Annotated in this window: 11 protein-coding genes; 1 reads left to right on the plus strand and 10 read right to left on the minus strand. The window is 35.4% G+C overall.

Features of this window, described 5'->3' with window-relative positions:
• Positions 1–32: 32 nt before the first annotated feature.
• From HNR52_RS00310 to HNR52_RS00340, 7 genes are all read right to left on the minus strand, one after another.
• The gene (locus HNR52_RS00310; RefSeq protein WP_492226505.1) at positions 33–2108 is read right to left on the minus strand and encodes a stage V sporulation protein D; all 2076 of its coding nucleotides are present in this window, start codon (positions 2106–2108) and stop codon (positions 33–35) included.
• Positions 2109–2120: 12 nt separating this feature from the next.
• Positions 2121–2552 carry a septum formation initiator family protein gene (locus tag HNR52_RS00315; protein WP_013787832.1) on the minus strand — a complete coding sequence of 144 codons (432 nt, stop codon included), beginning with the start codon at positions 2550–2552 and terminating at the stop codon, positions 2121–2123.
• Positions 2553–2573: 21 nt separating this feature from the next.
• The gene (gene rsmH / locus HNR52_RS00320) at positions 2574–3506 is read right to left on the minus strand and encodes a 16S rRNA (cytosine(1402)-N(4))-methyltransferase RsmH (protein WP_435619366.1); all 933 of its coding nucleotides are present in this window, start codon (positions 3504–3506) and stop codon (positions 2574–2576) included.
• Between the two features lie 10 nt (positions 3507–3516).
• A complete protein-coding gene (mraZ, locus tag HNR52_RS00325; protein WP_041592077.1) occupies positions 3517–3948 on the minus strand; it encodes a division/cell wall cluster transcriptional repressor MraZ in 432 nt (143 codons plus the stop codon).
• A gap of 159 nt (positions 3949–4107) precedes the next feature.
• Entirely contained in the window at positions 4108–5376 is a 1269-nt protein-coding gene (yfmH, locus tag HNR52_RS00330; protein ID WP_435619367.1) for an EF-P 5-aminopentanol modification-associated protein YfmH, read from the minus strand.
• Between the two features lie 13 nt (positions 5377–5389).
• A complete protein-coding gene (yfmF, locus tag HNR52_RS00335; protein ID WP_435619368.1) occupies positions 5390–6646 on the minus strand; it encodes an EF-P 5-aminopentanol modification-associated protein YfmF in 1257 nt (418 codons plus the stop codon).
• Between the two features lie 98 nt (positions 6647–6744).
• A complete protein-coding gene (locus HNR52_RS00340) occupies positions 6745–7317 on the minus strand; it encodes a YhcN/YlaJ family sporulation lipoprotein (protein ID WP_435619369.1) in 573 nt (190 codons plus the stop codon).
• Positions 7318–7482: 165 nt separating this feature from the next.
• On the opposite strand from HNR52_RS00340, the gene ychF reads away from it, so the two are divergent.
• Positions 7483–8574, plus strand: coding sequence for a redox-regulated ATPase YchF (gene ychF / locus HNR52_RS00345; protein ID WP_013787826.1), 1092 nt, complete (start codon positions 7483–7485; stop codon positions 8572–8574).
• 30 nt (positions 8575–8604) lie between these two features.
• Here the strand turns inward: ychF and thiI are convergent, their stop codons facing one another.
• The 3 genes from thiI to HNR52_RS00360 all read right to left on the minus strand — a co-directional run bounded on the left by thiI (position 8605) and on the right by HNR52_RS00360 (position 12534).
• Positions 8605–9750 carry a tRNA uracil 4-sulfurtransferase ThiI gene (gene thiI, locus HNR52_RS00350; RefSeq protein WP_435619370.1) on the minus strand — a complete coding sequence of 382 codons (1146 nt, stop codon included), beginning with the start codon at positions 9748–9750 and terminating at the stop codon, positions 8605–8607.
• 2 nt (positions 9751–9752) lie between these two features.
• Positions 9753–10907, minus strand: coding sequence for a cysteine desulfurase family protein (locus tag HNR52_RS00355; RefSeq protein WP_435619371.1), 1155 nt, complete (start codon positions 10905–10907; stop codon positions 9753–9755).
• 112 nt (positions 10908–11019) lie between these two features.
• The gene (locus HNR52_RS00360) at positions 11020–12534 is read right to left on the minus strand and encodes a 4Fe-4S dicluster domain-containing protein (RefSeq protein ID WP_435619372.1); all 1515 of its coding nucleotides are present in this window, start codon (positions 12532–12534) and stop codon (positions 11020–11022) included.
• Positions 12535–12536: the final 2 nt, after the last annotated feature.

The following is a 12536-nucleotide window of genomic DNA, read 5'->3' on the forward strand; positions in this document are numbered from 1 at the left end:
GCATATATCAAAAACTGCATATTGTGCTTGAATTAATTTTCCAGTGGCCTAAAGTCGACTTCAACAGTTGTTCCTTTATCAACTTTTTCACCTTTTTCTGGCTTCTGGCTTACAGCAATACCAGAACCATTGATTTTTATTTTCAGCCCTAAAGAGCTTAATATGTTACTCGCTTCTGTGATAGATTTTCCTTTTAGATCAGGAACATCAACCTTTCCGTTATTATTGTATTCATTTAAATACAAGACAATTTGCGAATCTTCTTCTACCATTGCCCCAGGTTTAGGCATTTGGTCTACAACTGTGTTTCCAGTTCCTTCGATGAAAAATTGCAGCTTATCTTTTAACAATGCATTTTGAGCCTCATTCAAGTTTAAATTCCTTACATCTGGAACTTTTACAAGAGGCTTCACTACAATGCCTTTTGGTTTTACATTTAAGTACGTCAAAGTATCATACAATATACTTCTTACTACAGGTCCTGCTAACGCACTACCAAAGTGGGTTTCGGCATTAGGTTCATCAATCACCACAAGCGCTATCACCTTTGGATCTTCTGCAGGTGCAAATCCCACGTATGAAGCCACGTATTTTCCAGGTGTATATTTTTCTGTAGTGCCTGTTTTTCCTCCAACATCATACCCTTCTATGTAACCTGCCTTACCTGTGCCTTCGGATACTACACTTTCAAGTATCTGCCTCATTGTAGCTGATGTCTTTTCGGATATCACTTGCCTTATTACGGTTGGTTTGAATTCTTTTATAGGTTTCCCATCAGAATCGACTATCTCTTTGACTATATGAGGCTCCATCAATTTCCCACCATTTACTATCGCTGAAACCGCTCGTATCATTTGAAGCGGTGTAACCGCAATACCCTGTCCGAATGAATTTGTAGCAAGCTCTACAGGACCTACATCTTTTTCTTTCATTACAAGGCCAGGTGCTTCTCCAGGCAATGTTATGCCGGTGGTTTCTCCAAAGCCAAATTCATGAATGTACTTGTACAATTTGTCTACTCCAAGCCTTTGGGCAACTGTCGCAAAGACAACGTTGCAGGAATTTTGGACTCCTTGTACAAATGTTTCGCTGTAATGTGTGGCCCAACAATTTATTCTCTGCCCTGCAACCATAATATATCCTGGATCATAAAATTGCTCGTTTAACCCAACAACACCTTCCTCCAATGCTGCTGACGCTGTAACCGTCTTGAAAACTGAGCCGGGTTCGTAAGCATCCGATATAGCCTTATCTCGCCAATTTTTAAACCAATCGCTTTTGGAACCTGCAAATGGGTTGTTTGGATCGTAATCAGGTCTTGATGCCATGGCTAAAATATCACCTGTCTTAGGATCCATTACGATTGCAACAGCACCTTTTGTCGGCTTAGTATGTGCATACGCATCATCAAGAGCTTTCTCAGCAAAATGCTGTATGTTTGAATCAATCGTCAAAACGACATTGTAACCATCTATAGGTGGGATGTATTCTTCTTCACCATTCCCCATTTTCCTGCCCAATGCATCAACTGGCGACGAAATCCTTCCAGGTATTCCTCTTAAATAGCTGTCGTATACCGACTCGATTCCGTCCAGTCCTTGATTGTCTACACCTGTAAACCCAAGTATGTGGGAAGCTAAATTCTTCTCTGGATAATATCTTTTTGTATCTCCAGATATTACAATACAAGGTAGATTTAATTTTCTTATCTTGTTAGCCGTATCATCATCAATTCTCCTTGCAATCAATACCTCTTGTACATTCTTGTTGTTTATCTTTTTAAGGATATCTTCTTTGTCGATTTTTAAAATCTCAGACAGCTTTGACGCAATTTCATCTTTTTGGCTGTCTTTCACTTCTTTCGGTATTATGCTAACTTTATTAGAACTTGCGCTTTCAGCAAGTGCCTTTCCATTTCTGTCTAATATCAAGCCGCGTTTTGGCGTAACTGCAACGTCTAATGTCCACTGAGGTATGGCAAGCTTTTGAAATTCATCGCTTTTTACTATCTGTATCCAAAAAAGCCTAACAATGAGAACGCTAATAATAAGTATAGAAAAAAACAGCAAAAATAAAATTCTCTTTTTGGTAGAAATGCTTGGTGATATTTAAAATCCCTCCTATCTCACCAGCAGTCCCAAAATCCTTCCCCAAAAAGTCTTATTTTTGTTTTCATCATCTGTTTTTTTCTCAGCGACTTGATTTTGTTTGCCAACACTCATGTAGACTATCTGCCCTTTATCAGGCTCTACCATTCCTAACTGATTTTTCGCTATTTCTTCTATTCTCTGCAGATCGCTCATTGAAGCAATTTGGACTTCTAACTGCTGGTTTAACTTTTCTATTTCACTGGCTTTTGCCTCTACGCTGCTTAATGCAACAGATTTTTGATAGATCAACGCATACCTAAACAAAACGGTAAGGCTTAAAAATCCTACAAAAACTATTACTGCAAGGTTTTTAAGCTTCTTATTCTTTTTGGTTTTCTTTCCTTTATTTTCTTCATAATACGGCTTTAGATCATAATCGTAATTGTGCTTTTCTAATACCAATTTATTCTTCCCCCTTATACTTTAGAACAGCAACTTTTCTGCAACTCTTAGTTTTGCACTTCGAGATCTTGGGTTTACTTTTATTTCAACTTCACTTGGTACAATAGGTTTTTTAGTAATTATCTTTATTACTGGTTTTTTTCCACATGTACATGGCAAATTTTTAGGGCATGTACACGGATCTTCCAATTTCTTGTACGCATTTTTCACAATACGATCTTCCAATGAATGGAATGTTATGATTGCTATTCTTCCTCCAGGATTCATTACATCTACAAAGTCAGCAATAGAATCTCCAAGCCCTTTTAGCTCTTCATTGACTTCAATCCTTATGGCCTGAAATGTTCTTTTGGCAGGATGTGGTCCTGTCCTCCTTTTTGATGCAGGTATAGCTTTTTTTATTATGTCTACTAACTCAAATGTAGTTTTAATGGGTTTTCTCCTTCTCTCCTCAACGATAAACTTTGCAATTCGTTTAGCCCATAGTTCTTCACCGTAATCAGAAATTACCTTTGCAATTTCATCTTCTGAATAATTGTTTACAACGTACTCTGCTGTAATGTCACTTTCTTTGTCCATCCTCATGTCAAGTGGGGCATCGTGCATGTAAGAAAATCCCCTTTGTGCCTCATCTAATTGATATGAAGATACGCCAAGGTCTAATAACGCCCCATCTATGCTCTCAATCCCACATTTTTTTAATATATCTTTTATATTTTTATAATTATCATGAATATACGTTGTATTATTGAAGTCTTTAAGCCTAATAGATGCAGCTTTTATGGCGTCCATGTCCCTGTCTATTGCGATTAATTTTCCTTTATCAAGCCGTCTTAATATCTCATATGAGTGACCGCCACCGCCTAAAGTTCCATCTACATAAATACCATCAGGTTTAATTTCTAAATATTCAATAGTCTCTTGCAACAACACACTTTCATGTTTGAAATCCATAAAAATCACCTTATATGTTTAAATCGTCTAAATGCTCTGCAACATCTTCAAAAGAAACATCAATATTATTTGAATATTCCATCCATACTTCTTTACTCCAAATCTCCACTCTTGACGATACCCCAATTATTATGACTTCTTTCTCAATTTTTGCATGTTCTCTCAAGATGTTCGGTATTAATACTCTTCCCTGCTTGTCTATTTCGCATTCAGTGGCGCCTGCTAAGAAAAATCTGGTAAATGCTCTGGCATCTTTTCTGTTAAGTGGCAATGTCTTTAGCTTTGCCTCGATATTTGACCATTCTGACAATGAGTAAGCAAAAAGGCAATTGTCAAGCCCTCGCGTCAACACAAATTTATACCCCAGTTCGTCCCTGAACTTGGCAGGTATAAAAACTCTCCCTTTTTGATCTATTGTATGTTCATATTGCCCCATCAGCATACCGAACACCCATTTCTATTGCACTTCTAACCACTTTGCACCACTTTAAACCACTTATTATGTTTATTCTATATAAAACCCAAAAATCCTTCAATAAATTAAAAATTTTTTTCACAAAAAAAATAACGAGTATGACTCGTTATCAAAAACTATAACATATTATGGCTTTACAACAGATAATACACAGTTATCTTCATTAAAATGCGTCTTAAATCTATTTAGTACATCATCAGGAGTTATACCTTCTATAACAGATGTAAAATCCAAGATATTAATGTCTTTCATGTAGTATGATATAAAGTTGTGTGCAATACTTTCAACAGAATTAAATGATTTTACAAATCGGCCAAGTATCTTTTTCTTAATTCTATAGAAATCACCTTCATCCACTTTATTGATGGATGAAATTTTAGCTATAAGAGCCTTTTTCACAGCTTCAGGATCTACAGATTGACCACCTATTATAGAGTAACCATGATCTACTTCACCTACGTACTCTACATCAAAAGTTGTATCAATAAGTCCATCATTATAAAGTTTTTCATACAAGTCGGAGCTTCTACCGGCTAAAATCTCTAAGCAAATCTGTGTAGTTATGTCCTTTTTAAGTAATCTCTTTCCTCCATAACCTATGTCATTGTCTTTAAATCCAACATTAAATAGCGGCATCGAAACAGACATCTTTTGTTCCACGTAATTCTTGTTTATTTTAATCGGCTCATCAGGATAAATGCGCTTTATCTCTCCATTTCTTTTTTCTGTTTTAACACTATCATTTACGATTTCTGCAACTTTATCCACGTCCACATCGCCAACCGCAAACAACACCATGTTTGATGGATGGTAAAATGTATTGTAGCATTTATACAAGATGTCTTTGTCAATTCTTGATATAGATTCAATTGTACCTGCAATATCTATTTTTACAGGATGTTCATGGTACAATCCACCTAACATATTGAAAAAGAGCCTCCAAGACGGATCGTCATCGTACATGCGAATTTCTTGAGCTATTATGCCTTTTTCCTTTTCTACATTTTCATCTGTAAAATAAGGCCTTTGGACAAAATCCAAAAGAAGTCTTAAATTGCTGTAAAAATTGTCTGTGCAAGAAAACAAATAAGCAGTAGTTGTAAAATTCGTATAAGCATTTGCAGAAGCCCCATTCTTAGAAAACTCTTCAAATACACTTCCACTTTCTTCCTCAAACATTTTATGCTCCAAAAAATGTGCAATACCATCCGGCACATGTGTAGGTTCACTTTCACCAGGAATTATAAATTCTCTATCATTAGAACCATAATGAGTTGCAAACATGGCATACTGTTTTATAAAACCTTTCTTAGGCATTACAAAGACATTTAATCCACTTTCATGCTCATATTTGTACATTTTTTCTTTTATCAAGTCATTAAATATTTCCATCATTTCATATCACTCCTCATTTTTTTGTCATGAAATAGACAGTATCCAATTGCAGCTTTTTAGATACATCCACGATATCATTTATTGTAACTTTTTTTACCTTATTTATAAAATCGTCTATACTGTAATTTGTATGTGAAAGTTTTTGTGATAAGTAAAAATCCGCCAGTTGTGTTCCACTGTCTTTTATTGAATTAAGCGACGTAATCAAAGCTTTCACAGCGGAATCAATTTCATAATCAGATATATTACCTGATTTTATCTCCTCTACTTGCTTTTGTATTATCTCCAATGCTTTTTCGTAATTTTCAATTTCAATGCCTGACATTATAAGCATTAATCCTTTAAATCTTTCCAACCTTGTCTGTGCATAATATGCAAGGCTTTCTCTTTCTCTAACATTCATAAAAAGCTTGGAGAACGGTCCTCCTCCCAAAACGCTGCTTAATACTAAAAGAGAAAAATACTCCTCATCCCATGGATTTACGTTTGTTCTGTATCCTAAAGTAAGTTTCCCTTGAGTAACATCAAGTTTATCTTCTACATATTTTACCTTATTGATCTTTCTTAATATAGGCGTATCTGGAATCACATCTACATTCGTTCTCTCTACTTTAAAATAGTTATTGAATAACTCTTTCACATTGTCTACATCCACATTGCCTACAACAAATATATCTATCGGAAGCCTTTTAATTGCTTTTTTATAATACTCATAAAGATTTTTTTCATCTATTTTATCAATATCATCTACATTTCCAAGCTCATAAATTGAGTAATCTTCATCTTTACACATTTCTTCTATACACCTTTCAACGGCGTATTTAGTCTTTTCATTTATGCGGGAATTGATAATATTCTTCTGCTTTTCTTTCTCTTGTTGCACATACCTTTGTTCAAAACCATCATTTGATATTAATGGATTCAAAAGTATGTCTGATATGAACTTAACGCTTTCTTCCAATATATCTTCTTTTAAATATGTACTATCTACAATCTCCATCTTAAACTGTGCAATCTGCCGCTCACCTTTTTTATAAACTGAATAAGCAAACGTAGCACCGTAAAGATCTTCTAAATGTTTTGTTATATCTTTATACGTTTTAAAGTTAAAGCTCCCTCTCCTTAGAACTGATGGCAGCAATGCAAATTTTGCCGTTTCATCGCTTAATTTATTGCTTATGTACACATTAATTGTTACCGTTTTAAACTTATTAAGTTTATTGACATAGAGTTCAATACCACTCGCAATGTTTTCCTTTATAATGGACATATTTTTCACTCCTTCTATAATAATCCAATTGACCTAATTATATTTAAAAACTACAAATATGTCAACAAAACATAAACCCGGGTTTCCCCAGGTTTATATTATGCACTTGGCGTTATCCTTTTTAGTATCTCTGTTATCTGTTTAGTAAACTCAGATAATGGTCTTCCGGCTGCTATTCCTTTTGCTATATTGTTTATCCTTGTATATAAATCAGGATCAGATGTTACAGACACATTCTTTATACCTTTATCAGTATCTCTCACCGTCTTCTCTACTTTTTTCTTAACCTGTGTCTCATGTGTACCTTGGACACTGGCTTTCATGTCAATACCTACAATAGCAGTATTTCCGGATATAACTACAGTAGCCTTGTTTACTTCAGGAAGTTTTGCCACATTGCTGGCTATTTTTGCTGCTCTAACGCTTTGCGGAACCGGCTTTTTCGCTGGAGTCGGTGTAGTAGGTGCAGGTGTTGTTGGAGTTGGTGTTGTCGGCACTCTTGACGGTGCAGGAGTAGTCATTCCTGGTGACGGAGCTGGTGTCGTCCTAGGCGTCGTAGGAGTATATCTTGTTGGTGATGGCTTTTTAGATGCTTTGCAACCCGTCAAAGATATAGACAATGCCATTATCAATGCTAAAAGTATTGAAAAAATTTTTTTGCTATTTTTCAATTCAAACACCTCCAATCAATATTTTGCTCAGATGAAGTCAATTTATTACAATATTCAATGTAAATTATATCCAACATCTCAGTTTGAAGTTTTAGAGTTTTTCATATATAATCTATTTGATGTATTTAGAAAAATTTTTTGATTTTAAAAAGCGGAGGAATACAGATGGAAATAGGAATAGTTGGTCTACCTAATGTTGGAAAAAGCACGATTTTTAATGCAATAACACAAGCAGGCGCCGAATGTGCAAATTATCCTTTCTGTACGATAGAGCCTAATGTAGGAATCGTATCTGTACCCGATAAAAGGCTTAATGAATTGGCAAACATTGTAAATCCTCAAAAGATAATACCTGCCACGATAAAATTTGTCGATATAGCAGGATTAGTAAAGGGTGCCAGCAAAGGCGAAGGCTTAGGCAATAAATTTTTATCACACATAAGAGAAGTTGATGCAATATTAAATGTGGTAAGGTGCTTTGATGATAGCAACATAACTCACGTTGAAGGCAGTATTGATCCAATAAGAGACATCGAAATAATAACGTTAGAGCTTATACTGGCTGATTTGGAAGTTGTTGAAAAGCGAATTGCAAAGACTTCCAAATACGCTAAAAACGATAAAACTGCTGCATTCGAATTGAATGTATTGGAGAAAATCAAAAAGACATTAGATGATGGTAAGCCTATCCGCACAATGGACTTTGATGATGAGGAATTATCCTTTGTAAATCAACTTATGCTTCTTACATCAAAGCCTGTAATGTATGCAGCTAATATATCAGAAGACGATCTTATATCTAAAAGCGAAAATGAGTATGTTAAGAAGCTTAAAGATTTTGCAAAAAATGAGAAATCTGATGTTATTGTAATATCAGCAAAAATAGAAGAAGAACTTTCGTCACTTCCAGATGAAGAAAAATATGAATTGCTTTCCGAATACGGTTTAGAAGAACCTGGATTAAATAACATAATCCGTCATGGGTACTCTCTTTTAGGACTTATTACATTTTTTACAGCAGGTCCAAAGGAAGTAAGAGCCTGGACTATTAAACGAGGTACAAAGGCACCACAGGCTGCCGGAAAAATACACTCAGATTTTGAGAAAGGTTTTATACGTGCTGAAGTAATATCGTATAAAGATTACGTTGAATCAGGTGGAGAAACTCCAGCAAAAGAAAAAGGATTGATGAGGTTAGAAGGAAAAGATTACGTCGTGGAAGATGGCGATATAATAGTATTCAGATTTAACGTATAAAATCCCATAGACTTATGCCTATGGGATTTTTTAGCTTTTTATCTTTATCTCATCTATTTCAAGACTGTTAATAAATTGTTCATAGTCTAATTCTTTTTCGCCTTGGACGACTTCGTCTAAATCAGGTTTTATAATAGGATGTTTTGGAACGAATATTGTACAGCAATCTTCATAAGGCCTTATAGATATATCGTACGTCCCGATTTTCTTAGAAATCTCTACAATTTCACTCTTATCCATTCCTATAAGTGGTCTAAACACTGGCATGTGTGTCACTGCATTTGTGCAGTACAAGCTTTCTATGGTTTGGCTGGCAACTTGTCCTAAGCTTTCACCTGTTATAAGCGCTTTTGCACCGTACTTAAGAGCAATATTTTCTGCGACTCTCATCATCATTCTTCTCATTATAATAGTAGTCAATTTTGGAGGACACTTATCGTATATGGCAAGTTGAAAATCTGTAAAATTCACCACATGTAAATATACATCTTGTCCATACTCAGAAAGTTTTTTGCACAAATCAATTACTTTGTCCTTTGCACGCTCCTGCGTATATGGTGGACTGTGAAAATACACTGCTTCTATCTTTACTCCTCTTTTCATCATCATCCATGCTGCGACGGGGCTATCAATTCCACCTGATAATAAAACCACAGCTTTCCCATTTGTGCCTATAGGCATTCCTCCAATTCCATCTACGGTATCAGAGTACAAATACGCCTTCTCCCTTATTTCCACATTTAATACCACATCAGGATTGTGCACATCAACATGAACACCATCAATGTTTTTAAGTATTTCACTTCCAATCATTCTACTTAATTCAATGCTTTCATAAGGAAATGATTTATTAGGTCTCCTAGTCTCCACTTTAAAACTTTTATTTGAATGATGCCTCATAATCTCAATTGCCGAGTCGTATATCGCATTAAGGTCCAATTCTACTTTTTTAGCTATTGTTATTCCAACTATTCCAAATACCTTTTTAAGTTTGTCAATAGCTTCTTTTGCATTGTTGCTTGTTTCTACGTATATCCTCCCATGTGTCTTTTCAACTTTTACTCCATCAAAGTTTTTTAAAGCTTCTTTAATGTTTCTAACAAGTTTATTTTCAAAAAAAGCTCTATTGTCGCCTTTTAAAGCTAACTCACCATACTTTATAAGAATAACTTCCATTTTTACCTCCTTTTGTATCTCCTTAAAAATTTCACTTTCTCCTTTAATACATCAACCGTATAATCTATTTCTTCATCTGTATTAAATACACTTAAGGAAAACCTAATAGCACCTTCTATATATTCGCTACTTAATCCAATAGCCTTTAATACATAGCTTTCAGTATTTTTATGGGATGAACAAGCAGAACCAGTTGACACATATATACCCTTGTCTTCCAAAGCATGAAGCAATACTTCACCTCTTACACCTAAAAAAGATACATTTAATATTTGCGGTGCACCATCATCGATGTCAGGGCCATTTAAGTGAATATCAGGAATCTCGTTTTTTATACCATCGTACAATTTTCTCTTTAATGTTTTAAGTTTAGCCTCGTATTCAAGAAAATTATCATTTATCAATAGACATGCTTCTCCAAGTCCTACGATGCCTGGCATGTTTTCAGTTCCTGACCTTAAATTGGCTTCCTGCCCTCCACCGTACAAAATAGGTTTAATTTTAGTCCCTTTTTTTACGTATAGAGCTCCTATGCCCTTTGGCCCATGCATTTTATGGCCGCTTAAAGACAAAAGGTCTATGTTAATATTCCTTAAATCAATATTAATTTTTCCAATTGCCTGTACACCATCAACATGAAAATAAAATTTATCTTTCATTTGTTTTAATTTGGCAATCTCATCCAATGGTTCTATAGTGCCTATCTCATTGTTGACAGCCATTATAGACATCAAAATCGTCCTGTCATTTATGACATTTTTTAACTCATCTAAGTCTACATATCCTTGTTTATCTACATTGAGATAAGTGACATCAAAACCTTCTTCTTCAAGCTGCTTCATGACATTCAATACAGATGGATGCTCAATCTTTGTGGTTATCAGATGATTGCCGTATCGCTTCATGCTATGTACAATGCCGCGTATAGCCAAATTATTTGATTCAGTTCCACCTGATGTGAAAAATACTTCATCTGATGCACACCCCAATAATTTCGCTACATCTTCTCTTGACTTAGACAATATCTTTTCTGCATTATATCCTTTACGATGTACCGACGATGGATTGCCATATTCGACTTCCATTACTTCAACCATTTTTTCAGCTACTTCTCTACGAACTTTCGTCGTGGCGCTATTGTCAAGATATACCTCCATACATATCAGTCCTCACATTTTTATGTAATTCAAATATATTATATGTTAATGATGATATATATTTCAACAAAAATTTAGGGCCCAATAGATGGACCCATCATTTTTAAAACTCCTAAGCTTCTTTAAACGATGTTTCACTTGACTCATCTTCACCGTGATCAACATGAAAATCGACGTCATCAGTATCAAATTGGCTGATTCTGTCTTTTATGTTTTTATGGTAAGATGAATCACCAAATTTATTGACAGCCAATTTTGCTTGATTTACGTTGTTATTTATTACTCCTGCACCACCAATACAACCTCCAACACAAGCCATGCCTTCTATAAAATTATTAGGTAATTTACCAGCCTTCATTATTTTCAATGTCTTGTTGCATTCATCAAGTCCATTACATATTACAGGATTTATTTCAACATCGGCATCTATTTCCTTAACTGCTTCAATTACAGCCTCTAAGACACCACCTGATCTTGCAAACTTTCTTCCAAAAAGCGTAGCATCATCCACTTCCACATCTGGCTGTTCTTTCATGTCTATTTTTGCCGCATCTAATACAGCAACCATCTCTTCAAATGTCATGGCAAAATCCGTTATACCCTTTACGTCATCTCTCATGACTTCCGATTTCTTTGCAGTACATGGACCTATGAATACTGTCACTGCCATAGGATCGTGTTTTTTAATGTATTTTGATATAGCTGTCATTGGAGATACAGTTGTCGATATGTTTTGCGATAGCTCAGGATAGCTTTTCTTTATGTGTGCCACAAAGGCAGGACAACATGAACTTGTCATGACTTTTATGTCTTTTATTTTATGGCTAAATTCTTTTGCCTCTTCCATAGCTACAAAATCTGCCCCAAGAGCAACTTCAATCACATCGACAAAACCAAATTCTTTCAAAGCAGATTTTATCTGCCCCACTGTTACATCTTTAAATTGAGATGCTATGGCTGGCGCTACTAACGCATAAACTTTTTTCCTACTCTTAATCGCCCTTATAATGTCAACAATATAAGACTTGTCTGTTATAGCTCCAAATGGACATGCCACTGTACAAGCACCACATGAAGTACACTTTTCGTAATTTATGGCAGCTTTCAATTCTTCATCCATAGTTATGGCTTTTGCTGAACAAGATCTAATGCATGGCCTCAAATTGTCAGAAATTGCATTGTATGGGCACGCATCTTTGCATCTGCCACATTCTATGCACTTGTCATAATCGATGTTTGCCTTTTTGTTGATTATCGTTATGGCACCTTTTGGACATACCTCTGTACACCTGTGAGTAATACACCCTCTACAAGCTTCAGTGACACGATACCTTTTAATTGGACATTCTTCACAGGCAATATCTAAAACCTGAATTATTGGCTCTTCACCGTCCACTGCATGTTTCATAGTACGCTTTAAATTTTTCCCCATTGCAACTTTGGTTCTTTGCTCAATTATAGCTCTTTCTTTATACACACAACACCTAAATCTCGGTTTAGTTCCCGGTATTATCTCATAAGGTATTTCGTCGTATTCATCTTCAAGCCTATCTTCAAGAGTCAATTTCGCAACGTTGTAAAGTACCTCGTACTTTAACATCTGAACATCTGTGTTAAACTTAAACAAGG

This window comes from Thermoanaerobacterium thermosulfurigenes (genome assembly GCF_051201035.1).
Taxonomy (GTDB): Bacteria; Bacillota; Thermoanaerobacteria; order Thermoanaerobacterales; family Thermoanaerobacteraceae; genus Thermoanaerobacterium; species Thermoanaerobacterium thermosulfurigenes.

Coding starts and splice junctions, on each gene's coding strand:
- rsmH (WP_435619366.1), bottom strand. CDS start 3,506: ATGGATTTCAAACATGAAAGTGTGTTGTTGCAAGAGACTATTGAATAT.
- mraZ (WP_041592077.1), bottom strand. CDS start 3,948: ATGCTGATGGGGCAATATGAACATACAATAGATCAAAAAGGGAGAGTT.
- ychF (WP_013787826.1), top strand. CDS start 7,483: ATGGAAATAGGAATAGTTGGTCTACCTAATGTTGGAAAAAGCACGATT.
- yfmH (WP_435619367.1), bottom strand. CDS start 5,376: ATGATGGAAATATTTAATGACTTGATAAAAGAAAAAATGTACAAATAT.
- HNR52_RS00355 (WP_435619371.1), bottom strand. CDS start 10,907: ATGGAGGTATATCTTGACAATAGCGCCACGACGAAAGTTCGTAGAGAA.
- thiI (WP_435619370.1), bottom strand. CDS start 9,750: ATGGAAGTTATTCTTATAAAGTATGGTGAGTTAGCTTTAAAAGGCGAC.
- yfmF (WP_435619368.1), bottom strand. CDS start 6,646: ATGTCCATTATAAAGGAAAACATTGCGAGTGGTATTGAACTCTATGTC.